15 protein-coding genes and 1 CRISPR repeat array are annotated in these 25239 nt (G+C 53.3%); of the genes, 13 read left to right on the top strand and 2 right to left on the bottom strand.

Going from position 1 to position 25239, the window contains the following annotated elements:
* Positions 1-3 precede the first annotated feature (3 nt).
* The 10 genes from cas7b (at position 4) to RDV48_25340 (ending at position 12322) form a co-directional block, all read left to right on the top strand.
* A complete protein-coding gene (gene cas7b / locus RDV48_25385; protein ID MDQ7826161.1) occupies positions 4-987 on the top strand; it encodes a type I-B CRISPR-associated protein Cas7/Csh2 in 984 nt (327 codons plus the stop codon).
* Complete coding sequence (gene cas5b / locus RDV48_25380; GenBank protein MDQ7826160.1) at positions 988-1749, top strand: type I-B CRISPR-associated protein Cas5b; 762 nt, start codon at positions 988-990, stop codon at positions 1747-1749.
* Positions 1746-4052: a CRISPR-associated helicase Cas3' gene (gene cas3, locus RDV48_25375; GenBank protein MDQ7826159.1), complete on the top strand. Its 2307-nt coding sequence runs from the start codon at positions 1746-1748 to the stop codon at positions 4050-4052. Before cas5b ends, cas3 begins: the two co-directional genes overlap by 4 nt.
* The gene (locus RDV48_25370; GenBank protein ID MDQ7826158.1) at positions 4049-4723 is read left to right on the top strand and encodes a CRISPR-associated endonuclease Cas6; all 675 of its coding nucleotides are present in this window, start codon (positions 4049-4051) and stop codon (positions 4721-4723) included. The genes cas3 and RDV48_25370 overlap by 4 nt, the downstream gene beginning before the upstream one ends.
* Positions 4724-4801: 78 nt before the next feature.
* The gene (locus RDV48_25365) at positions 4802-5131 is read left to right on the top strand and encodes a nucleotidyltransferase domain-containing protein (GenBank protein MDQ7826157.1); all 330 of its coding nucleotides are present in this window, start codon (positions 4802-4804) and stop codon (positions 5129-5131) included.
* Positions 5128-5508 (top strand): HEPN domain-containing protein, encoded by a 381-nt coding sequence (locus RDV48_25360; protein ID MDQ7826156.1) that lies wholly within the window; start codon positions 5128-5130, stop codon positions 5506-5508. Before RDV48_25365 ends, RDV48_25360 begins: the two co-directional genes overlap by 4 nt.
* An 8-nt stretch (positions 5509-5516) precedes the next feature.
* Positions 5517-6485, top strand: coding sequence for a CRISPR-associated endonuclease Cas1 (cas1, locus tag RDV48_25355; protein MDQ7826155.1), 969 nt, complete (start codon positions 5517-5519; stop codon positions 6483-6485).
* Positions 6486-6498: 13 nt separating this feature from the next.
* On the top strand, positions 6499-6804 hold the full coding sequence (gene cas2 / locus RDV48_25350) for a CRISPR-associated endonuclease Cas2 (GenBank protein ID MDQ7826154.1): 306 nt from the start codon (positions 6499-6501) through the stop codon (positions 6802-6804).
* A 12-nt stretch (positions 6805-6816) separates the two neighbouring features.
* The gene (cas4, locus tag RDV48_25345; GenBank protein MDQ7826153.1) at positions 6817-7419 is read left to right on the top strand and encodes a CRISPR-associated protein Cas4; all 603 of its coding nucleotides are present in this window, start codon (positions 6817-6819) and stop codon (positions 7417-7419) included.
* Positions 7420-7594: 175 nt separating this feature from the next.
* Positions 7595-9511: direct repeats of the CRISPR family, unit length 37 nt; unit sequence GTCCCAGAGCCGATTCCAGAAAAACAAGGATTGAAAC.
* Between the two features lie 378 nt (positions 9512-9889).
* The gene (locus tag RDV48_25340) at positions 9890-12322 is read left to right on the top strand and encodes an HNH endonuclease signature motif containing protein (protein MDQ7826152.1); all 2433 of its coding nucleotides are present in this window, start codon (positions 9890-9892) and stop codon (positions 12320-12322) included.
* Between the two features lie 19 nt (positions 12323-12341).
* Here the strand turns inward: RDV48_25340 and yidD are convergent, their stop codons facing one another.
* Both yidD and RDV48_25330 read right to left on the bottom strand, forming a co-directional pair.
* Positions 12342-17876 (bottom strand): membrane protein insertion efficiency factor YidD, encoded by a 5535-nt coding sequence (yidD, locus tag RDV48_25335; GenBank protein ID MDQ7826151.1) that lies wholly within the window; start codon positions 17874-17876, stop codon positions 12342-12344.
* A 165-nt stretch (positions 17877-18041) separates the two neighbouring features.
* Positions 18042-19853, bottom strand: coding sequence for a tetratricopeptide repeat protein (locus RDV48_25330; GenBank protein MDQ7826150.1), 1812 nt, complete (start codon positions 19851-19853; stop codon positions 18042-18044).
* Positions 19854-19959: 106 nt separating this feature from the next.
* Here RDV48_25330 and RDV48_25325 point away from each other — a divergent pair, with 106 nt between their 5' ends.
* Genes RDV48_25325 through RDV48_25315 form a run of 3 tightly spaced genes read left to right on the top strand, consistent with a single transcriptional unit; the run spans position 19960 to position 25202 of the window.
* On the top strand, positions 19960-22404 hold the full coding sequence (locus tag RDV48_25325; protein ID MDQ7826149.1) for a hypothetical protein: 2445 nt from the start codon (positions 19960-19962) through the stop codon (positions 22402-22404).
* Positions 22405-22423: 19 nt separating this feature from the next.
* Positions 22424-23224, top strand: coding sequence for a hypothetical protein (locus RDV48_25320; GenBank protein MDQ7826148.1), 801 nt, complete (start codon positions 22424-22426; stop codon positions 23222-23224).
* A gap of 28 nt (positions 23225-23252) precedes the next feature.
* Positions 23253-25202 (top strand): S-layer homology domain-containing protein, encoded by a 1950-nt coding sequence (locus tag RDV48_25315; GenBank protein MDQ7826147.1) that lies wholly within the window; start codon positions 23253-23255, stop codon positions 25200-25202.
* The last annotated feature ends 37 nt before the right edge of the window (positions 25203-25239 follow it).

The following is a 25239-nucleotide window of genomic DNA, read 5'->3' as shown; positions in this document are numbered from 1 at the left end:
ACCATGGAAAAAGCGACTCTTTCACAAAGGCATGAGTTTCTGTTTCTATATGACATAAAAATGGGAAATCCTAATGGAGATCCTGATGAAAACAGACCACGCGTGTTGCCTGACGGGACTCATTATATAACCGACGTTCGTTTAAAGCGCTTCGCAAGAGATTTTATGAAAATTCAGGGAAAAGAAATCCTGGTTGATAATATTGAAGGAAAGACTACCAATTTGACAGGACGGGTCATCGATCATCTTCAAAAGCATAATAAAAATGAAGCGAACGGCGAGGAGCTTGTCGCCATTCTTTTAGATGCCTTTATCGACGCGAGGCTTTTCGGTAGTTCTTTCGCCTTTAAGGAAGCGAAAGAAGAAACTTCAGAGAATACAAGAAAAGCTGATTGGAAGCCTATCCCTAAAACTCTAACCGGGGCGGTCCAGCTCAACATGGGTGAAGTGCTTCACAAAGCAGAGGAAGTTGATATCCATGGAACATCAATATTTGCAAGCGGCCAGGACAAGTCAGCAGGCACGTTTACCACCTATTTTGGTCTTCGTTATGCGCTCATTGCCTTTTCTGGTGTGGCCAATGAACATTCCGCAAAGCTTTCAAAAATGAATGATGCTGATTATAATTTTTTATTAAAAGCCTTATGGCATGGAGTAAGAACCTGTGGAAACACCCGGACAAAGGTAGGGCAGATACCTCATCTCCTTGTGGATATTTCGTACAAACCTGGAGAGGAGTTTCAATTCGGCAGGCTTCATGACTATATAAAAATGAAAGCAGTCAATAACAAAGATGAAAAGGAGTGGGCCGGTCCGGAAGATTACACAGTGGATCTCTCAAAATTATTTTCTCGGCTAGAAGAAAGAAAAGACAAGACTGCAAAAATCCGCTATGCTTGTTCACCGGATATTAGATTTATTCCGGAGTTACCTGATGGATGGCAGAGATTCGATATGGAGAATATCGATAAATCTGGGGGGATATAAATGGAGTTGATAGAGTTCCGTGTGCGAGGAAGAACTGCACATTTCCTCAGGGCGGAGGCTTCTGCAAGTGCATTGAGCTATCCTGTTCCCCCAAGAACAGCTATTTTAGGAATGCTGGGAGCGATCTGTGGAATAAAAAAGGACGAACCACAGATTATCTTGGAACAGACTACTCTTGACTTACCTCAGGCATCTGAGAAATTTGCCCAGATTGCAATTTCGGGAAAAATACCACAAACTCATTGGCATAGAGTGAAACTCAGAAAGGATCCGCCTGTTCCTCTGCCATACACCGTGAAATGCTCTCAAAGGGTAGAGAGAAACACAGCACCGGAGAAAGCTACACTTATTCTTCAGGAATGGCTCCTAAATCCTGATTATACAATATGGGTCTCACTCCCCTCCCCTCATCATGAGGATTTGAAAAATAGATTAAAAGAAAGAAGATGGCATTTTTCACCGAGCCTCGGGCTTTCAGAGATGCTCGCAGATATTGAATATATTAACACTCATGAGAGCAATGTGCTACCAGAAGGGGACTATATTATTAATACAGTTTTCCAGCGTAATCTGGCCAGACTTGATATGGAACAGGTATTTGGAAAGCAATTGGCCCTCCATGCTCTTAATATGCCAAGAACGGTAACAGAAGATCGAATCTTCTCTCACTGCGCTTATTATATCGAGCGTGATGCGAAGCCCGTGCCTGTTAATACAAAGCATGCATATCGAGTAGCAGACAAGAATTTGATGTTCTTATGATAGATCTGAATTCTCATCCGGATCTTCAACTGCAAGAACATATTGCACAAGTTCAATGTGCTGTTGATAGCCTTTGCGGCAAGCACTCTCCCCGAATTATTACTGCTCGAAACAAAGAACTTCTGAGAAAGATTGTCAAGCTTCATGATATGGGAAAGGGAACCTCTGCTTTTCAGGATTATATAAAGGATCCTATCGCTTTTCGAGGAGACCGCATGAAAAAGGCCCATACCCCATTGTCACTACTTATTGTCTTGTTACTCGCAAAAAGAGATAAATGGGAATTCCAAGACACACTGATCATTTCCACCTGTGTCTTTGGCCACCATAAAGGTGTGCCGTATCTTGAAAATCTACGTGAGATTGGAATCGGCGATATTGCAAAATTATTGAAGAGCCAAATCGTTGATCTACTAATAGATGCCTTATATCAACACACAGATATCGACATTGCAAGCATTATTAACAAAGAACGGCCTTGGAAAGAAGCACTGATCTATCTAGATGATAATGTCCTTCCAGCTTTTGAGAAGCTTTCAACTGAAGAAACACTTTCACTAAGACTGAAAATGCAGTTTCTTTTTTCAGTTCTCCTCGAAGGCGATAAGGCATTGCTGGCTGTGAAAAATCCTGGGCATTATCTTAACCGAGTTCAGAGAATTTGGAATTCTCAGTGGGTTGAGAACAGGATTGGCACACTCGATAAATGCAAAAATGATCATATAAGACAATCGATACGCAATGAGATGGTATCGACAATTGATAAAATCCAGACAAACGGGATTTTCAGTCTTACGGCACCAACAGGAACAGGCAAAACCCTTCTCTCTGCAACCTGGCTTTTAAGGCTTCGCGAAAAATTCAATTCAAATGGAGTAATCCCCAAAGCAATTATTGTCTTGCCCTTTCTCTCTATAATCGACCAAACGATAAGAGAATATAAGGAACTTCTCCGGAATTCCGGCGAAAGTGAAGATGGGACGTGGCTGCTTGGAAGCCATTCATTATCAGACAGAAAATATGGCGCTGGGCTAGAAGGAGAGACAGAGCATTTCTTTATCGATACATGGCGATCAGAATTGGTAATCACCACCTATGATCAGTTTCTGTTGACTCTTATTGATCCTAAAGCCCGATATCAGATGCGTTTTCATAATCTGTGCGATGCATTGATTGTAATGGACGAAGTCCAATCACTTCCATGCAGACTCTGGAAGCCCCTTGAAGAAATAATGAAGGTACTGATGAATCAAGGAAATACCAGCCTTTTGTTAATGTCTGCGACTCTCCCTTCAATTATACAAGATGCCATGCCACTTATTAAAAATTATAAGAAATATTTCGAAAAGTGTAACCGTTACAGATTGCGGTTCCGCCAAGAAAAGAAACAAAGGATCTGCGACTTTGCAAAGGAGCTTCTTTCAGAGAGATGCACATGGCTGCGCGAGGGCAAGAGAATCCTTATCACTCTCAATACGAGAAGCAGCGCACGTTTTATTCGTGATAGTCTCTTGCAGAATTGGCCTGATGAATATTCCCATATACCTCTATTGTTTCTCAGTGCTGATGTGACCCCTATGGACAGACTGGAAAAAATTGGGATTATTAAGCAAGGGAAACCTTGCATCGTGGTATCAACACAATGCATAGAGGCTGGGGTGGACATTGACATGGATCATGTCATTCGTGATTTTGCTCCATTAGACAATATTATTCAGATTGCAGGGCGATGTAACAGAAATGAAAGATTTCCGGAACAAGCATTGGTGGAGATAGTGGATCTGATAAATCAAAAAGGAAAACGCTATTCGGAAATGATCTATGATGAAGTGCATTTACAGGTGACTTGGCATGTGCTTGAAGGGATGACAGATATTGAAGAGAAAGACATCCTGACCTTTTCTGAGCAATATTTTGAACAGTTGACAAGAAAGAAAGATACTGGAAATAGCTACCTTGAGAAATTCGCAAAAATGAGGGATAGTGAATCGGTGAAAACTCTTCTACGGGGTTTGGAGAATGAGAAATATGAATTCATTGTCATCAAGTTGGATCCCGATCTAAGAGAAGCAATGAAACACGCTAATGAGGAAAAGGATAGGTGGAAGCGAAGAGAGGCTTGGCGGGCACTTGCAGGAAGGATAGCAAGAATATCCATAAGCTTATATGCGAAAACAGGATTCGAACCTGGCGAGATTGCTGAAGAATATCTGGGTAATTGGCTTCTGAAAGATTCTTTATATTCTCAGGAGTACGGCCTGAATTATTATGAAGAACCCGATGATGTGGTGAAAATACTATGAGCATCAGAATATCCCAGTCTATTCTTAAAATTGTATTCGACCGTCCACTGGAGAAGTGCGTTCAAGTGAAGGATCTAAGAGGTGCCATTGCCCGTCTCTATCCCGATGAAGTTCTTTTACATCAGCATCGTGAAGATGGGAGCCTGACTTATACTTATCCTTTCATCCAGTATAAAATTCTTAAAGGAGAATGTCTGGTAATAGGATTTCAAAACGGAGCAGATGTACTCACGCGGCTTGATTTATTATCCCACATTCTTACCTTTGGGAACTATAGCTATACTGTTATCGCAAATGAACTGAATTTTCGGTATGTAATATTTGAAATGTGCGATAAGCTGCAGAATTATTCCTTTATTACCCCATGGCTAGCCTTGAATGAGAAAAATTTTGAGAAGTATTTTAATTCAAGTCTGAGTGGTTCAAGAAAGAGTCTGTTAGAAAAGATACTTATCGGCAATATAATCTCAGTCTCAAAAAGCCTCGGATATACAGTACCAGGCCAAATATATGCAGATTTCTCGAGATTCAAAGAAGTGCCAACATCACTAAAAGGCATTCCGATGACCGGGTTCATCGGTTCCTTCAGCGTCAACTTCTCCATCCCAGATCTCTGGGGACTGGGGAAATCAGTTTCCAGAGGGTTCGGGACAGTGGTGAAGAAATTGTGAGTAAAATATTTTGCATGAAATCGATTTTATTGCAAAAAACTTTACTTATATCTTAGAGGACTGGAGAACATTTACACCATGCGAGAAACTGATAGAAAGCTTCTCCTGGAATTGAAGCGAAGACTTGTGAGCGAAACTCCTGCTGCAGTGAGAGAGCTTATCGCCTTTGGCTCCCGGGCGAGAGGTGATGCCGACGAAGATTCCGATCTCGACGTGTTGCTGCTCCTTGATGAGAGATCGCCTGCTCATGAGAAAACACTGGAAGACTGCACCTACCAGCTTATGTGGGATAATGATTTCAAGCCTATTATTTCCCTGAAGATTTGCTCAATATCGCAATTTCAGGTTGCATTGGAAAAGGAGTTCTCATTTTATCGCAATGTGAAAAAAGAAGGGATAGCAATATGAAGGATGAGATACAAAGATTGATTGCCAAGTCTGAACAGGCAATTGATGCCGCTGAGTGTCTGCTGAAGAATGGATTCAGTTCCGACGCTGCCAGCAAAATCTATTATTCCATGTTCTATGCTGCAAAAGCCATATTGCTGAGTGCTCATATAGAGGTAACAAAACATTCCGCCGTAGAATCGGCCTTCGGATATTCATTGGTCAAAACCGGCAGAATAGAAGCGAAATATCATCGAATGCTCATAGATGCAAGAAAAATCAGGGAAACGGCAGACTACGACATTCAGGAAGAGATCATCGAGCCACAGGCTACCCTGAAAGTTGAAGACGGGAAAGCGTTTTTGAACGAAATCAAAAGAATTCTGATGGTATCCTGAAAGATCTTATGCAGCTTGTAATAAACACTTATGGTTCATATCTGCAGAAAAACGGCGAGTGCTTTAAAGTGAAGAACGAGGATAAGGTCTTTGAAGTCTCCTGCAAAAAAATCTCATCCATTATGATTGCCACTTCCGCTTATATTACCACCGATGCTATAAAGCTCGCCATGGATCATAATATCGATGTGATTTTTCTTGATGAATTCGGGAATCCTTTTGGCCGCGTATGGCACAGCAAACTCGGAAGCACCACGCTCATCCGCAGAAGGCAGCTTGAGATTTCAGAAAAGGAAGAAGGTCTTACCCTGGCCCTTGATTGGGTGAAGCGGAAATTTGACAACCAGATTGAGCATCTTCTCACTCTGAGGCAGAGCAGATCTCATGTCTCAGCGGAGATTACTTCTTACATTGACAAGATCCGTGAAATCAGAGGGAAGCTAGATTCCCTGGAAGGCACAATAGATGAAGCCCGGGGGAGTATCATGGGACTGGAGGGCAGCGGAAGCCGTATCTATTTCGATGCCCTCAGTTTTATTATGCCCGAGAGGTTCCGGTTCAACGGTAGATCAAGAAATCCATCAAAAGATGAGTTCAACGCTCTCCTCAATTACGCTTACGGAGTGCTTTATTCCAAGGTTGAGAAAGCCTGTATCATAGCAGGGCTTGACCCTTATGTGGGAATAATCCATACTGATCATTACAACAAAAAGTCAATGGTATTTGACCTCATAGAAAATTACCGGATATGGGCCGATGAGGTTGTGGTGAAGCTTTTCGCAGGCCGGCATATCAAGGTGGAGCTTTTCGACAGGCTTCAGAACGGCTTTACGCTCAACAAAGAGGGAAAAGCGGTGCTTATTGATGCCCTCAGCAGGTTCCTCGACGAGAGTATCCGCTATGGGGGAAGAAATATAAAGAGACTTGATATGATCCAGTTTGACTGCCACAAGATCGCAAACAGCCTGATAAAATAGGTAGATGAATGCTATGAAGCAGGGTGAGAAGCTCGTCTGGGTCATCTATGATATCGTTGAAAACAAGAAGCGCACAAGGATTGCCAGGGAATGCAAGAATTTCGGGCTTTACAGGGTACAGAAGTCCGTATTTCTCGGCACTCTCAACAAGAACCAGATTGATGAGCTGGCACTCCTCTGCGATGACATTATCGACGAAAAAATCGACTCCGTATATATATTCCCTATGTGTGAAGAAGATTTCAAAAAGGTGAAGCTCCTGGGCCAGGCTTTCGACAAGAAGCTTGTGTCTAACGAGGTGCTTGAGATGTTTTTTTGAGAGGGGTAATAAATGGAAGCTGCACGGCCCGAGTCAATGCCTATGATCACGCCCTCAGAAGTAATTGAGCACGTATACTGCCCCAGATTCACCTATTTCATGAACTGTCTCAATATCCCCCAACATGAGGAGCTCCGTTACAAGGTGCTTAAAGGAAGAACCCTCCATGAGCACCGTGAGCGGGAAAACACTTCATACCTGAGAAAAAAGATTCACTGCACGGGCAGGGAAATATCGGTCTATCTTGCCTCGCCAGCTTTAAGAGTGAGGGGAAAGGTTGACGAAGTGCTCTTTTTTGATGACGGGAGCGCTGGCCCGCTTGATTATAAATATTCAGAGTACAACGATTATACCTTCAAGACTCACAAAGTGCAGTCGGTGCTCTATGCGATGCTCATCAGGGAGATATACAGGAAACCGGTCCATCACGGATTCATATGCTACACGAGAGGCGGGTCAAAGGTAAGTGAGATAGTTTATTCTGAGGGAGACTTCCGGAATACGAAAGGGATCCTTGATGAGATTTTCGAAATAATCACAAGCGGTTACTACCCCAAAAGAACATCATCGACCAGCCGCTGCGCTGACTGTTGTTACAAAAATATTTGCGTATAAATGATCTTTGACAAAAAAATAGCGTTGCGATGGGAATCTTTAATAATAAAAAGGATGCAATGTCTCCCTTTTTGAATATAGAAAAAGGCTCCAAACGACAAAAAAACAGGGAAAAAGCCCCCGAGTAAAATGGGGGAAAAACTCATATATTACGGCTACGGGGATACATGGGTCAGTCCCAGAGCCGATTCCAGAAAAACAAGGATTGAAACTCCAGGTGAAAGCTGTGGTTTTATGCTGGAATCCCCGTCCCAGAGCCGATTCCAGAAAAACAAGGATTGAAACTACTTGGGATTTGCCTTGTATTCCACGGGCAGGGCGTCCCAGAGCCGATTCCAGAAAAACAAGGATTGAAACCAGCCATCGCCGCGCTCACGCAGTTGGCTATCCACGTCCCAGAGCCGATTCCAGAAAAACAAGGATTGAAACTGGGCTCGTCTGCCCCTCTGAAAAGTATCTTCTGCGTCCCAGAGCCGATTCCAGAAAAACAAGGATTGAAACAGAGATGGCTGCTCGCCAATCCCAACAAGCACAACAGTCCCAGAGCCGATTCCAGAAAAACAAGGATTGAAACCCAGACCATGCAGGCTCACGAGATCGAGAACCTGGTCCCAGAGCCGATTCCAGAAAAACAAGGATTGAAACTACTCATTTTCTGTCATTTGCCACCCCTCTGAATTGTCCCAGAGCCGATTCCAGAAAAACAAGGATTGAAACTCCCATCGCTGCTCAAGCTCCACGCGGGCAATGCGGTCCCAGAGCCGATTCCAGAAAAACAAGGATTGAAACCGGGCGAGCAGGCGCATGGCCGTGGTGAGGCGTGATGTCCCAGAGCCGATTCCAGAAAAACAAGGATTGAAACCTTCATGCCGGTGAAGCAACTGGCTTTTCAGTTCAGTCCCAGAGCCGATTCCAGAAAAACAAGGATTGAAACTTGTTATAATCCAGGGTGATGGATTCGCAGGACACAGTCCCAGAGCCGATTCCAGAAAAACAAGGATTGAAACCACGATACCACCTTCTGCTCATTACGTCTGCTTCTGGTCCCAGAGCCGATTCCAGAAAAACAAGGATTGAAACTTCCAGGCATTCGCGCTGTTCGTGGCATCGATGAGGTCCCAGAGCCGATTCCAGAAAAACAAGGATTGAAACTACACTGTGCAGTTGTTTCCGACTGCAACTGCTGGTCCCAGAGCCGATTCCAGAAAAACAAGGATTGAAACCTATAGTCAGCAAGGATGTTGCCGGTGAGTTTCCGTCCCAGAGCCGATTCCAGAAAAACAAGGATTGAAACACCACTTCTCCGGGGATGCCCTACTGGTAATGCTTGTCCCAGAGCCGATTCCAGAAAAACAAGGATTGAAACGTGAATGTAAATATCTGCCCCGTGGAAGTGCCTCGTGTCCCAGAGCCGATTCCAGAAAAACAAGGATTGAAACCGACAGTGATATTATACTTCACCCCGCCTGTATCAGTCCCAGAGCCGATTCCAGAAAAACAAGGATTGAAACAGCATCGGGAGAGTGGGGTGGCTATCGGCAACCCTGGTCCCAGAGCCGATTCCAGAAAAACAAGGATTGAAACTATAGGGGTTTGTATTGGCCGTTTCCCACTGCAGGGGTCCCAGAGCCGATTCCAGAAAAACAAGGATTGAAACAAGATGAATGTGGGCGAGATAGATGTTCTTGTGCATGGTCCCAGAGCCGATTCCAGAAAAACAAGGATTGAAACTGATCTATTTCCTTGATGCTCACCGTGGTCTTCTCGTCCCAGAGCCGATTCCAGAAAAACAAGGATTGAAACTCACCATATCTCGGTGTATGGTGCGGGGGTGCACCTGTCCCAGAGCCGATTCCAGAAAAACAAGGATTGAAACACCACTTCTCCGGGGATGCCCTACTGGTAATGCTTGTCCCAGAGCCGATTCCAGAAAAACAAGGATTGAAACCCAGAAAATCCACGGCGGCGCCGGCTCTCTGGGTGAGTCCCAGAGCCGATTCCAGAAAAACAAGGATTGAAACTTGGCTACCCTGCACCCATCTATCTGAGTGGCTGGTCCCAGAGCCGATTCCATAAAAACAAGGATTGAAACTACATCGTCTTTGCAACAATGTGCTCATTCTCTATAGTCCTTTACTCTTGTCAAGGGCACTGCTTCTTATTCTTACCCACATGGACAAATACTGTTTACGCTAAAATCCAGTTGGCCGGGAGAGCTTCCCCATCGAAAAATTATTTTCTGCAGCTGCAAGAGGGGCGCACGGTGACCCCACCCGCGTGGGCAATGACCGGGAGAGTGCAGAAACAGGCCGTGGCGATTCTTTGAGAGCCTTCAGGGTCATTTTTGTCATCCGCACCTCTTTTCCGCCCTTCACGGGGTATCCTGCGATGGTCTTAAAACCCCTTCATTATGAGCTTTTATGGGGGTGGTCCTTTTGCTTTTTTTCTCTCAATATGTTATTATTATTACATGGATACATTTGAGACCCACACCACTCACTCATTGTTCCTGCCGGATGAAGAAGAGCTTCTTTACCTCGCGGATCCCTGCTGTCTTCATGACCACGAGGACCTTCTGCTCCTCCCCGAGCCCTATGAGCTTCCCGAGGGGACCCTGTACAAACCGGAGCATATCGTGAAGATCACCAGGGAGGGGCTCATTCCCGAAGCGGAAAGGCTCACCGGGGATATCACCTGGGGACCCCCCATCTCCACTATCAGCAGGGATGAACGGGCAGCCCGCGTAGATTTCACCCTCTGTGAAGCTGTTCGCGGCCGCCTGGCGCTTGACCTCACCATCGGCGGCCTTCTTGTGAATCTCAAGACGAAAGGAGTTGATCATTTAGGGTATCGCTCCATCGGTTCTTTTGCCGTGGAGCATCTCTCGTTCTCGGGGCGCACCGCATCTGAGCTGATGCGCAACTTCGAGCTTCTAAGCAGCCTTCCCCTCACCAGGGAGGCATATCTCCAGGGGAAAATTGCCAGGAGCGCCCTCAGGCATCTTTTAAGGGTCGTCACGCCTGAGAACGAGGCGGAGTGGCTTGAGAGGGCGCAGAAGCTCTCGGTGAGCGGCCTTGAGAGAGATGTGAAAAAGGCGCTGGGCTCTCGGAGCACACAGATGCCCTGTAGCGGCGAAAAAGGTTCCTCGGCTCACTGTGATACCGCTGAGAGCGGAATAGCCTCCGACGGCGACGAAGCCGATGGCACAATGATGCATTTCAGCGTATCGCCCACCCTGGCACTCACCTGGGATTTCACCCTTTCCTTCTTCCGGGACAAAGAGCACTATGACGGGCCCATCGCCGGGTTTGTCGAGGCGCTCCTTGCCAACTGGATCGGCTCCGGGAAATCCGCTCTTTGTCTGTCACCTCTCGACGACAAGGGCTCTCTCCCGATATTCTCCAGGGTGCCCCTTTTACCGAGGCGGATGAGAAACCACCACATCAGCGATCCTGATGCCGTCAACGGGCAGGTGGACGAGAGGCAGGCGGCCACCGGTGACAACCCCTGGGAATCGCCGTGGAGCATCTTTTTTCCGTCGTGGCTGGAAGAGATGGGGAGCGCAGGGATGTCGCATCCTAAGGTGGCAGGGACAGCCTCCGGTTTCAGCATAGATGCGGGCCCTGTAAGAGATTTGGCGGGGAGGCTCATCAGGGCTGCAATGATACGCCAGAGGCTTGATGCGGCAATCGGCATGCTCCTCAGGGCGATGGAGGCAAGGAAGCTCCATCACCTGTTCGGATTTGACTTCATCGAGGATTACGCCCGGGAGTGGTGCGGCTTCTCAATGGCCCAGACCCGCCAGCTCATCAGACTCGCCGAGGGCTTCGGCCGCCATTCTCTCACGGAAGATGCCTTTAAAAAAGGCACCATCACCAGGGAGCAGGCGCGGCTCATTCTCCCCCTCGTGGATTCCAGGAATGAATCGCAGTGGATCGCCTATGCCGCGAGTGTTCCCACGGTGGACCTCCGGGAAGAGGCACGGCGCTGCGCGAGGATTCTGGAATATGACTGCCTTGTTTCCCACAGCTACAATCTTCTCCCCGGCTTCCGCTATCTCACCGACGAGAGGTTCCACAGCCTTTCTCCGGAGGTGCAGGACATCATACGCGATGGGTCATGGTATATGGGCCCCTCGCTTGCTTCTTCATGGCCCCTCTCATCGGACGACGAGGAGCTCATGCTGAGCCGCGACAGGCGCTTTGAGGAGCCCTGGAAACATTTCAGCGATGTCGATGAAATGCTCGCCTGTGAGGCCGGGATGAAAATTGAAAAAAACTCCACCCTGTGTGCGGGACCGGAAGTTGTCGAAAAAGCCCGGGAGGCCTGCACTATCCCGCAGGGTGCCAGCCCTGAGGAGACCTTCCTCGTGGACATCCTCCCGGGAGGGACTTCTGCCCAAAAAGCATCAAGCGTCATGATGGTCAAATTCTTTCTCCCCGCTGATCTCTACGAGGTCTGGAACATGGCAGCCCTGGCCTTTCTCCATACCGCCGCAGAGGAATCCACCGAGACTGCCATTGGCCTGATCCTCCCGGAAGAGAGATTCCTCGCATCCCTCCTTGCCGATTACCTCGCCACTGAAGGGGAATTCCGCAAGGCGGCCCATCACCACAGAATTCTCAGGCGTGACAGGTTCCGCTGCCAGGCTCCCGGCTGCCGTTGCCGCAGAAACCTTCACGTGCACCACATCATCAGGCGCTCCCAGGGCGGCACTGACAACCCCTGGAATCTCATCACGCTCTGCGAGGCCTGCCATCTTCACCTTCTGCACGGCCTGGGAACCCTCTCGGTAAGAGGTAAGGCGCCCCTCGGCCTCACCTTCATATTCGGCTCCCTCTCAGACGGCGAGCCCTTCCTGGTCTATGAAAAGGGGGTGAAGATCCAGGAAAAACAACTGTAATGGCCGGCTGCCGATTCTATCAGCATATGGTGCGGGATTCCAGGCTCTTCACCCTGAGCTCTTCCGGCGGGAGGCCCAGACCCTTTTCCAGGCTCCGCCTTATGGCGCCCATGCTCTTGACATTGTTCAGGCTGTTCCACTGGGTCATGTCGGCATGGTGATCTCCCTGGATCACATCGCTCACCACGTTCTGCACACGAAACTTTATTTCAGGGTGGCTCTTGAGCTCATCGAGCCAATAGCCGAGCTCTACTTCAACGGTGTCCACCCCGATTTTTACCGTGTCCCGTGCCCACTGCACCGTCTCAAGGTTGGGAGTGGCGACGCGCGTGTAAGTGCCGGGCGTGGCGCCAGGGGAGGGAGCGAGCCAGTCGAGGCGCTCACGGCTTCCGTCAGGCCTGAGCCGCTCAACGGGGGTGGCTATCTGCCCCACCCGATAGGAGGGATTGACGGCGCCGCAGGTGCCCATGAAGGTGATGTCCTTCGCACCGTGCTCGATGAGAGCCGCCATCACATCCTTTGATAAATCGCCGTAGAGCGGGGGCAGGAACCACAGGTGCTTCCCGTTCTCCAGCTCCATGACGTGCACTGAAAGGCCGCTCAGGTCGTGAGCCGGCTCTTTCCCCGGGGGAGCTGCCCCCCCGGCGGGCTTTTTGCCGGAAAAGACTCCGGCGAGCTCTTTCGCGTTGTGAAGAGGCTTTGCCGTCATCAGGGCCGCCGCCGCCGTCTTCCCCATCCCGTACACCACGTAATCCGGCACGTGGCCAAGAGACTCGAAGGCTTTCAGGAAATCGTCCTTGACGGGGGTGTAACGGCCTGCGGTGCTGAGTCGGTCCGCTGGGAGCCCCGCGAGCCTGAGAAGGCTCTGGATATGGAGGACGCGGTCATCGCCGTTGACGCGCACGACGGCATACATGGCCTTCCCCGCCCCGTCCTGGACGCGGCAGACCTGGTGGAAGCCCTCGCGCTTCTCCACCTTCTCCAGCACCTTCCAGCCCCGGGCCTTCATGGCGTCGAAAGCCCTGCTCCCCTCGCCCTGAAGTATCACGAAAGGCTCATTGCCGGACTTTATGGCCTCCATCGCAGCGGCGCCGAGGTTGTCCTCCAGGTAGCGCTCCAGGTCCTTGATGGTATGGGGATCCCCCGGGTCAAGCGATGCAATCTCCCCGCGGTACCCAGGCTTGCCCGGATCAGGGGCAGGCGGCGGCATCTCCATCTTGAGGGGAAGGGTGCGGCGGAGGCCGTCGAAAAGCGTCTGCGCCGCTGAGAGGAAATCGCTCTTCTGATCGGCGGGGTTGAAGGGCGGCAGGTCCTTGTAAGCCTCCGCAAAGGCCCGGGCATCTTTCAGGAATGCCGACGCCGGCCCTGCTCCGCTAAGGCCCTCCATCATCGCGGAGAGCTCCCTGTCCCGCTCTATCATCTTGCGGATCACGAGCTCGGCCCTGCGGCGGTCGCCAGCAGAACGGGAGCTGTCATTGAAGACCTCCCCGGCCTTCTGCCTGATGGAGCTGATGCCCTCCCTGAACTGCCCGACGGCCTTGCCGGCATCTCCCCTGGCCCGCGGGTCATTCAAGGCGCTCCACTGCATCATCTCGTCAAGCTCGCCGAGAGGCCCCCTGGCGACGAAACGGCCCTTCTCAAGGACCTTCGTTTTCATCCCGGCGGCCACGTCGGTGATGGGGCTCCCGTCAAAAGGCTTGAGCTGGAGGACCTCCCTGTTTCTCGCGTCGATGGAGAAGTGGGGATTTTCAAGCCAGAGCGCCATGATGTGGTAATAGGAGTCAAGGCGGTCCATATCGGTGACCCAGGGGTTGTTGGTGATGTAAAAGCCGCGGCTTGTGAGTCCTTCCTTCTCGAGGGCCCTGATGAGCTCCCTGATCTCGCCTGCCATGTAAGTGGGGCGCGTCTCTCCCTCTTTTTCGGCCACCACGTTCCGCCGCGTCTTCATGGTAAGCGTGCTGTTGTCGTCATAAGTGTCAATGCCCATCACGACTTCTTTGAGCCCCAGCTTTCCGTAGGCTGCCACGAGCTCCCTGTTGACCTCCTTGCCGCCATTCTCGCCCGGTGTCAGGAAGCCGTTGGGACTGCTGTGGCGGCAGTAGAAGCGGAATTTGCCTTTCAGGGGGCTCTTCTCGTAGAGATCGGCAAGCTCGATCATGCGCTCGGCGTTGTTGTTCAGGTTGCTGTCCAGGAAAAAGATGTCGATAATCTCTCCATCCTTCGGCTTCTCCAGCGCGGCGATCTTCTCAAGCTCAGTCATGATGCGCTTCCCGTCGAAAAACTGAAATGACTTGACGCCGCCGGAGCAGCATATGGTGCATCCCTGGGAGCATCCCCGCGAGGTGGCAAGCAGGTAGCTTGTCCTGGCGGGCGGGCCGCCTGACGACTCCCGGAACAGGCCCTTCAGGAAGGCGTCGTATTCGCGGCTGTAAATCTTCCTGTAGTACCGGGGATCGGTCTCGAGCTCACTGAACCCCTGCTTGGTGAGCGTGTGGGTGAGATCGGGGCTTCCCAGCAGCACCTCATTCTGCGAGAGGCGCTGCACGAAGCCCTGGTGCCGGTAAAGGTCCTCGACGGTGAGGCCGGGCTTCGCAATGGTGTCCATGTAGTCTTTCAGCGTGCCGTGCTGCTCGTCGCCGAACCACAGCAGATCGGCCTCGGAAGTGCCCGCCGACAGGGGGTTGCTTGCGGGCCCGAAGCCCGTGGCTATCTTGAACTTTCCCTCCCTGGGCGTGTCAAGGGGCCTGTCCTCGCTGGGATAGGTGAACTGGAAGTAATTCTGCTGCCGGGTGTCAGGCACCCGGTAAAGCCAGATGTCGGCATCTCTGGCGGGCTTTGCCTTGTGGCCCGCCCTGGCCATCTCCTGGGCCGTCGAGCCGGCGAAGAAGCCTTCGGGCGGCTCTGCCGATATGGAGACAAGCCCTCCGCAGAACATTGAGGAATCCTTGTCAATGGGGGGGCTCAGGGGGCGCTTCCCAAGGACCGGCACGATTGTGACCTTGTCGGGATCGTCTTTCCTGAAGACCGAGAGATTCAGGCCGCCAGGGAGCTTCCTGTCCTTTGAGAAAAGGTTCCTGTTCAGATAGACCCTTCGGAAAGGCTGCTCTGGATCGGTATCGATTATCACGCCCCCGCCGGACTGCCGGTGTACCTTCCCCGAAGGGCTGGCCTGCAGGGCATTCACCTCTTTCATGTCGCCTACGATGACTATCTCGGTGACGCTCCGGGAATCGAGCTTCCCGATGAGGAGCTGGCGCGCCACCTGGCGGGCAATCGACGAGGCCTCGGGGATGGTGAGCTCTGCCCCGCCCGACGCGTTTTTTACGAGCACATTGCCTGAGACTCCCATCATCATGGGGTTGAGCTCCATCTTCGTGAGGGCGGACGTGGCTTCCAGAGCGCCCTTCCCGGAGACAGCCTGCATCTTTATGGGCTCGCGGAGCTCCGGCAGGGAAAGCTTTCCTGCCGCCCTGAGAGCCGGCGCCTCTGTGCTGAAGCCCTCTGACGGGCCGGGGATCGCAGGACCGCTGCGGAAGAGGCGCTTCGCCGATCCCACGATGCCTGCGAGCATCATTCCGGTCTTGGCAAGGCTCGACGGGAGCTTCTGCGAGATCTTTCTCTGGAGCTCGTTGACGCGGGCGAGGCCCTTCATCTCGAACCGCCTGTCAAAATCGCCGTCCTTCTTCCCGAAGCTGTCCCAGTCCTTCAGGAAGGCCTCCTTCATGTGCCGGGCCACCCCGGCGTCATCTATGGCGATGTTGAGCTCGTGGTTGAGGTAAAAGGCCTGGGTGGTCCAGTCGCATGAGCCGGCGACGACCTTCCTGTCGTCAAAGACAGCCATCTTGGTGTGGTACGAGGCCCTCTGGGGCCCGTCCCCCCCGGGCGGCGAGAACACTCTCACCTCGACGCCGGCGCGCTCAAGGATCTCCTTCGCGGCACGGTTCTCATCAGACCGGGAGAGGAGGACCCTCACCTTCACATGCCGCTCTTCTGCCGCTTCCACGAGCTCACCGAGGACTTCCTTGTCGGTGAGCCAGTACATTCCCACGTCTATGGAAGATGCCGCTTCCCTGATGCTCTTCCTGACAGCCTCTCCTGCATCGTAGCGGAAGGGCTCGCTCACTTGAAGCTCCACCCCGGGGCTTTCGTCGCGGTGCGCCACCTCCGGGGTTTTTCCACCGCAGGCCTTCCAGTCCCCGGCGAAAATCCTCCGGGCCTCATCGACGGTGTCGCCCGTGAGAAGGAAGGCCACGTCGAAATCCTTCTTCATCCTGAAATCGTCGCTCCAGTTCTTGCTCCCCATGAGGGCCGCATGGTCATCGACTATGATCAGCTTGGTATGGTTGAACTGCCACGCGGACTTGAAGAGGGGATATTCCATGACTTCGGCGCCGGCGCCTTTCAGCTCGTCTATGGCCTTTTTGTGGTATTCAATCTCCTCGGCATTGCGGCCCGGAGGATTGTTGATGATCCTGACCTTCACCCCCTCGCCGAGCTTCTCTTTCAGGACTTTCACCATCTCCTCGCTCCTGATGGAGAAGATCTCGATGTCCACCGAGGTTTTCGCTTCCTTCACAAGCTCTGCCATGGCCGTGGCGGCATCGCCGTTGACGAGGGGCGCTACCGTGGTACCGCCCACCCTGAAGAGAGGCCTCTCCTTAAGGAAAGAAGACGCCGGCGTAAAAGCATCGCGCTCCGGCGCCGGAGAGCCCTCGCGCCCTGCCGTCGGGGTTGTCTCAGCGGCCTTATGACGGCCTGTGAGTGAGCGGCCAAAGAGACGGCCATACTGGCTTCCTGTCTTCATGCCCTTCAGAAAACCCTTAAAGCCTCCTACGGCAATTCCCAGAGGCCCTCCCATGAAGCTCCCTGCGACACGGGCCGCCGTGGCGCTTCCCGTTTCAGCTTCAATGAATTTATTAAGGAGATAGGAGGGCTTGGCCACTGCATTTTCTATCTTTGCAAAGCCATAGACCGACTCGGGCGAATAGTTTTTCGCAATCTTCGCGTTGACGTCATCGATCCTGTCACGGCCGGCCGCCGTCCCCAGCCATCCGCCCAGCCCGGCTCCCAACAGCGAAAAAAGCATGCCCCCTGCAATTCCCCCTGCAACGCTGCAGGCCCCCGCCACCGATGAGCGCCACGCCTTCTTCACAGTCTCCCTGAAGCCTTGTGGCTCGCTTTTCTTCTCAGGCAGCGCTTCATCGGATTTAGTGGTGTGGTGTGAGGCCGCCGGGGCTTTCGAATAGGCCATTATCTTCTCGGCTGACTCATACTGGTAGTTCTTATGGGCTGGGACGAAGCCGTCGCCTTCCCCGCCCCCGGCAATAACGGGGTCGAAGCCGCCCTCGGCGCCTCCGTGGCAGCGCATGATGCGCATGAAGCCCATGGCTCCGCCTTTAATCAGGCCGTACTGATCTACGGCCTGATGGGTGTATTCGGAGCATGACGGCGTGTATCTGCAGTCATAGTCGCGCTCGTCGGCAAGGTCACCCGAGACGTGCTGCTGGTACTTTTCTATGAACTTGTTTCCGATATTTCCCAGTATCCTGTCCATGCTTATCCTCGCGCACAGCATCCCATGGTATTATAAGCCATGGCAGGATCCACTTCAACATATGCATTGTTAACGTTCTATTAAGAAATAGTCACTTCAGCGGGGGAGCAGCACTCTGCCTTCCGCCTTCTAAGAGGAGATACCGGCAGATCAGGTCCCCTGCCTTCATTCCCCGGGTGGCGGCTCGGGGTTCTCCAGCTCCGCTATCCTCAGCAGCAGCTCCAGTGATTCTCCTTCATAGCTCTGCAGCGCTTCATTTATCCTGTCAAGGTGCTTCTCAGGGTCGCGGCCGATCCGAACCAGCGCCGAGAGGGCACTCAATTCAATCTCCGACGCTTCGGGTGCAATCATGAGCTCCTGGGCTCTCTCGAGGTCCCTCACCGCAAGGTCGGGTCTCCCCATCTTCCCGTAAGTGTTCCCCCGGCATTGCCAGGTGAATCCATCGGAGGGATCAAGCTCAATGGCTTTTGAGAGGTCAGCGAGGGCTTCATGACAGGCATTCAGGCAATAATAGGTGAATCCCCGCAAGGAAAGGTAGAGGGGAGTATCGGGGCGCACCTCGATGATCCTGGATATATCCGCGAGAGCCTCTTCATGGCGGCCTCTCCTGCTATGGAGCGCTCCCCGCTCAACAAGGGCTGCAATGTAGAACATATCGCTGCAGGGCGGCCTTTCAAGTGATTTCGAGAAGTCGGCGAGGGCTTTCTTTTCATCCCCCTCCTCCAGCATGGCAAATCCACGGAAGAAATATGCGTTCATCCCCCGGGGCTCGATCTCGATGGCCCTCGTATAGTCCGCCGCCGCTGCGGAAGTATCTCCCAGGGCGAGATGGCAGTGGCCTCGCAGTCGGTACGGCCATGAAAAGGCCGGATACGAGGAGACCAGGCGGTCAAACTCCCCCATCGCCTGAGAGAACAACTCCCTGCGGTCCCTTATCAAGAGGAGCGATCTATCAGCAATATCGCTCCGGGGATTTGCCGTCATCAACCGGGCATAGGCATTGACGGCATCCCGGAAGGCCCCCTTCCAGAAGAGGGCTTCGGCCATGCCGGCGAGCGCGTTGAGATTAGCGGGCTTCAGCGAGAGCGCCCTCTCGAAATCAAGGATGGCCTCCTGATAGGACTTCTTCCGCATAAAGGCATTGGCCCGCTGCAGGTAAAAACCGGCTTCCCGGGGCTTCATGGGAATCATTGCGCTGCAGTCTTCTATCGCCTTGTCAACGAAGTCCATTTCCAGGCAGGCTCCGGCCCGTATGCTGATCGCCCACGGGTCCTTCGGCTTCATCGAGACCATCCTGTCATAGTCCTCAAGGGCCTCACGGTAACGCTTCATCTGGGCGAGCACCTTGGCGCGCTCAACGAACAGGCCCGGGGCCCGGGGCTTCATGGTAATCATCCTGCCGAAGTCCTCTATCGCTTCCTGGAGCCGCCCGCAACGCTTGTACGCATTGACACGCATCCACAGAAGCACCGGGTCTTTCGGCTTGAGAGCTATAATGGCGCTGTAGTCTCCTATCGCCTCTTCAAAGAGCCCGCACTTCTCAAAGGTGACGGCACGCATGCCAATGATCTTGTAGTCATGGGGAGAGTGCTCAATAGCCCGGGTATAGTCTTCCACGGCATCGTGATAAAGCCCCTTCTCGAGACAGGCGTAGGCCCGGGCCGCAAAGGGGAACTCAGAAGGGGGGACCTTGTCTCTGATACTGTCAAAAACCGCTATCGCCTCATCATATCTCTTGCTGCACATAAAGGTGTGTCCCTGCAGCAGCCTTAAGAAAGTGCTCCCGGGCGCAAAATAGAGCATCCACGAGGCAAACCGGGTTATCTCCCCGGCCCTGCCCGCCAGGGTCAGGACCTTCGAGACGAGAAAGTAGAGCAGATCAATGAAAAAATAGACAATTTTTCCTGCTGCGGACTTGAGATGGCTCATGTGCCGGCGCTCCCTGGCTTCAATGGGCAGTGCTGAAAGCTTCGACACCTCGAAGGGCCTTTCCCTCTCCTGAATACCTCCTTGCAGGGAAGGAAGCCCTGCCCCGGGTTCATCATCCGAGAGGGAATTACCGCGCCAGGGGAGAAAAGGTGAGATGACGCACCCTCATCGCCGGCAATGGATGATCGAGAGCCGGGATTACCGCCTCACAAGAGAGGTGAAGAGCATGAAATCCGTGACGAAGCTTGTCATCGCCGCAGTATTCGCCGTTCTCATCTATTGGGCCTTCACTGTGCTCGCCGGCAGGGCCCAGGCGGGGCTCCCCGCCTATCACACCGAGCCCGGCACAGTCCTGAGGTTTGACAAGTACCGGGGATACTTCGACCTGTCGATGGAGGGCGACGTGTCCGCCAGGGGCTCGTACCGCTGGGAGCTGGAGGGCTTCTCCATCCTGGCCCATGCGCCGGGCACCGCCTATTCCCTTATCCCGATGAAGCTCACCTACGCGGCAGGGGAAAGCTCGAAAGAGCGCGGCGTATGGGTTTACCGCAGCGGGGACACCAATACGAGCACCTACGAGACTTCCATGTCGGATTCCAAGATACTCACCTTTCCCTCACCGCCGGAGCCTGTCAAGGGGGACACTCTCAAGAACTACCAGCAGATGCTCCAGTGGGAAAAGGAGTGCATGGAGATTCTCAATAAGAACAACATTGAGTGGCGCATGCATTTCACGGATCACAGGATCGCAGGCGGGAAGATGGAGCTTGAGATCAAGGTGAGAGTGAAGAGCAAAGGCACAAGGATCCATACCTCCATTTTCAGCGGCAGCGGCACAAAAGATGTGGACCGCGATGACAAATGCCCCTTCTATGCGGGCTTCAGGTTCACCGATTCAAGGACCACCCATTACACGGTGATGTCCAACACCGGGGCCTACAGTCCCGATATCAAGGAGGACAAGATTGTCTTCGCCGACGACTTTTCCTTTGACAAGTTTTTCCTGTCAGGCTCCAGGACCCAGCAGGCCACCTGCACCGTCAATTTCAGCCCCGGCTTCAGGGAAGTGAGCGATGACACGAAGTTCACGCTCTCCCTTGACTGGAGCCTCGCCCCTAAAAAGGAGATTGACGCGGTCCTCGAGGCGGTGGACTCGAAGGAGTCGCAGTGGTACCCTGAAGTGGATGCGGTGAGGGAATACAGGCTCACCCTCACCAATCCCCCTCCCCAGGAGATCGAGGAGATACGCTTCACCCTGCTTGACACCTCCAAGAATCCCGGCATCTTTACCAACGGGGGAAACCACTGCACCCACAATCCATGCCCTGACTGCATCGGGGGCTACAAGAGTGACGACTACAGCCATGTCACCTCCTTCGCAGGAAGACAGGTGACGCGGAAATACTGCCATTACAACGAGTGCCCCATTGATACCCTTGAGGACATGTTCTTCCGTGAAGGTGACAACGCGGGATACGACATCGGCGAGAAGTCTCTCGCCGGGAACCTCAAGTACCGGGCAGGCCTTCAGATCACGAAAAAGGACGTGACAGAGAAAGAGAACAGGGTGAAGGTGTATGTGAAGGACTCGGCGGCTTCGGCGCGCCTCAAGGCCGAGGTGATGTACGGAGGGATCTGGTTCCCCGCCAAGGTGAAGGGCGATACGGCCGATGAAGAGGCCGGCGAGCTGATGCTGCCCCTTGACAGGAACCAGAACGGCATCCACGACAAATGGGAAAAGGACAACTCCGCGAGCGATCCCGACGCTGACAGCGACTCTCTCGCGGGATGCCCGAACAGGGGCGACGGCCTCACGAGCTTTGAGGAATACAGAGGCGTCCTCACGGAAAATGTGCTGACCCGCCTTGATCCCCGCCGCATGGACCTCTTTGTCTTCGACTACTCGGCTTATTTCCACAGCGCCATCCAGGAGGCGAAAACGGTCTTCGCCAATGAGGGAATGAAGCTCAACGTGCTCTATGACCTGGACTTTCGCAACGACGTCGTCAACTACCTCGGGGGCGACCACTGCAAGGGGAGTCAGTATATCCTCGTCATCATGCTGCCAAGCCAGCTCAGGCCTTTTGTCATGGACGCCGCGGGCCTCGCCTCGCACGTGGGGCCGCCTTGCAGGGACGCGAACACGGTGCTCATCAATTATTATGACAGTTACCTTGGCAACGTTCTCAGCGTTGATGACAAGGGAACCACTTACAATGACTACAGGCTCCTGTGCCTCAGAAGCACGGTGCGCCATGAGATCGGCCACAACGTCAGCATGCCCCACCATGGCCAAACCGATAAGACCAGGAAAATCAATGGCAAGGAGGCCTGGGTTGCCGCCGTGGGAGGGCAGCACAGCGGCAATTTCGACTGCATCATGAAATACAACTGCGCCGATTACTGGATTGACGACACCTCGGTCCCCGAGGGCTCACTGCTCCCTCTCTCGCTCAATAAATACACGGCGGGAGCGGGGAACCGCGGCTTCTTCTGCAGGAGCCCGGAGGGCACGGGGGTGAACAGCGGCGGGTGCTGCAGGGACGCGACGAGCGGCGCCGGGAACTGCATCGGCCACTTCAAGGTGAAGAGCTACTGAGAGAAAGGAACAAGACGAGGTGAAAAAGGGAAAGACGGCGCTTCTGATATTCGCGCTCTTCCTGCTGGGAGGCATCATATTGGGAGCCCTGATAATAAGGGAGAGCTTCAGGGGTGAGCCCGCAGGGACACCGAAGGGAACACCGGTCCCTTCAGCACAGAAGGGCATGCTTTATTTCTCTCTGAGCATCAACGGCGCCTTCACTCAGCGTCTCGGACCCGGCACGCCCCTCTATGCGACTCTTGTCTTTACCAATACCCTCAGCGGGAAAGCCCTCGATCTCTCAGGGCTCGGGGGGCTCTCCCCCCTTGTGAAGGACGGGAGCGGGACTCCTGCCGGGATTTCCTGGGAGCTTATCTCGCGGGGAGCACCGGCCACGCTCCCCCCGGGATCGTCATGCGCTCTCTCCTGGGGGGCCCGCTCCGGCCTCGCGAAAGGGGAATACCGCGTCGAGATGGAAATCCCTGAAACGCTCCTCGTGAAGGAGGGGAGCGAGTCCCTGCGCATCCTTGTGAAGCCTGCCGCCCTTGAGATAACCGGTGAGAAGAATGACGGTGAAAGGGAGTTCTACGGTCGAAGAATCCGTTTTATCAAGGGAGAGTATGAGGCGCTCGCGGCAGAGCTCAGGGACAGGGTTTCGAAAAACCAGGGCGATCCCTCCCTCGCCCTGGAGTGTGCCGATGCCCTGGAAATGAGCGGAAAGACGGAAGAGGCGCGGGAGGCGCTGCTCGCCTTTGCCGCGCATATGGAGAAGGAGCATGGGGCCGTGCCTTCCTGGGTCCCCCTCCGCCTCGCAGCCCTGAGGAAGAGAACAAAGTAATCCTGCAGCATGCAAAGGAGATAAAGCCATGACGGGAAAGCTCGCGAAAACTTACGGCACCGCCCTCGTGCTTATCGGGATACTCCTGGTCGCCATTGATGTGCTCTTCATGAGTGTCGAGCTCAAGATGCTCACCTTCTCCCTGAACCCCCTCGAGGTCGCCGCGCACTATCTCAACAGACTGTGCTTCCTGAGCTTCAGCTTCGCCGGCGTCATCTCGTCGCTCTTCTTCTCCCTGGTATCCGTCGCCGCGGGGATCTCCTTCTTTTTCAAGCTCTTCTCGTATTTCCAGATGCCTCCCGAAGAGAGAAGCCCCGCGGGCCTTGCCGTCACCGGCGGCATATCCCTTTTCGCATGGCTTATCCACGGGGCCTGTATCTCCTACTACTACACCATTGACAAGTGGAGGGTGGAAGTGAGCACTTTCAAGAGGCAGTTCTTCTGCACGGAGCTTTTCTGGATAACGATGCTCCTCTGCCTCTTCGCCTTTCTCCTTTTCGTCATCCCCACGCGGAGCCAGAAGCCCCTGAGGCGCGCACTCTCTTATGGCCTCTGGTGCTTTGCGCTCCTCATACTCGGCAATATCCTGCTCTTCGTGTTCATCAACATGGTGCTCAACAAGGAGGACTTCGGCATCACGCCCGTGGCGAGCCTCATCGCCCTGATATTTCTCGGCGCGGGGGCCGCGGTGCTGATAGAAAACGACAGGATACTCACTCTTATGGAGAGCATTGACCATTCGCTGAAGCTTACCGCCCTGGCCGCACCGCTGGTGAATTTCATCGAGAAGGAGCCGGAGAAGGTTGCGCCGCGCCCCGGGTCCGATCCTCACGCGGCTCAGGCCCCTTCAAAAGAAGGCAGAAAGGACGATAAAGAAGCTCCCCCGCCTCCCGGGCCGGCCGCCGCGGAAAGCGCTCCCGGAAGCTCACCGATGGTGAAGCCCGAGCCCCTCGCCGCTGCGGAAGGGTCCCTGACCGCTCCCGGTGACAGCAAAGCTTCACCTGACAGGCCGGCAGCCATGACGGAAAAGCCGCCGGCAGGCGCCGCCGCTCCTCCTCCCAAGACTCCCCCGAAAAGCGCTGCTGCAGCCGGAGTGCTGTGGGGCGCCCTCTCTTTTGCCTTTGTCGCAGCGATGTTTCTTGTGTGGTTCTATGGCTTCGGGCCGGGAAAGCGCGCCGAGCAGGCTCAGACTCCCGCGCCGACTCCCTCTGTGGCGGAAGTCACCCCGACTCCCCCTCCCTCTCCTTCACCGGCGGCCAGTCCGTCAGTGAGCGCCGAAAAGCCGTCGATGAAAATCTTCGGCCTCGATGAGATAGCCTACACCGACATCTCCGAGAGCACCTTCAGGAAACAGATAACGGACATCGCGAGGCTCGGCGTCTTTGAGAGCATTTCGGGCCCCTTTGAGCCCGATAAGCCTATCACGCGGGCCTTGTATGTAAAGTGGCTGGTGAAGGCTCACAACATATACTTCCCCGTCGAGTCGGGCAACTTCATCAAGCTCCCTGAGGTGAAAACTTCAGCCTTTGAGGATGTCCCCCTCGATCATCCCGACTGGAAATGGATCCAGGCCATGGCGAACGCCGGATATGTCATCGGCTATGACCTTGAGCATTTCAAGCCGGACAAGGAGCTCTCACGGGAGGAGATGATGGCCATAAGGTGCAGCCTGGAATACAACATCACCGAGAAAGACATCAGGCGGTACGAGGAAAACCTTGACATCTACAAGAAAGATCTCGAGGAGCGCTTCAACGACGCCTCAAAAATCACCCACCGCTATATAGCCGGCTATTACAAGGACATGGACAATGCCTTCATTGTCCTGCGCTCGGTATTTGGCACCACGAGGGTTCTCATGCCCCAGGAGAAGCTCACCAGGGCCGAAGGGGCGGCAAGCATCTGGGCAATCCACGGCACCAACGCGAAGAAAACCATAGAAAAGATAAGCTCAGGAAAGGAACTCGTCGGGGAATAAAGGCGGCGACTTAATGGAAAAAGTGGAGCGCTCATCG

The organism is Candidatus Eremiobacterota bacterium (genome assembly GCA_031082125.1).
In the GTDB taxonomy this organism is placed as follows: Bacteria; Vulcanimicrobiota; CADAWZ01; order CADAWZ01; family Ess09-12; genus Ess09-12.
This window is presented reverse-complemented; position numbering and strand designations above follow the sequence as displayed.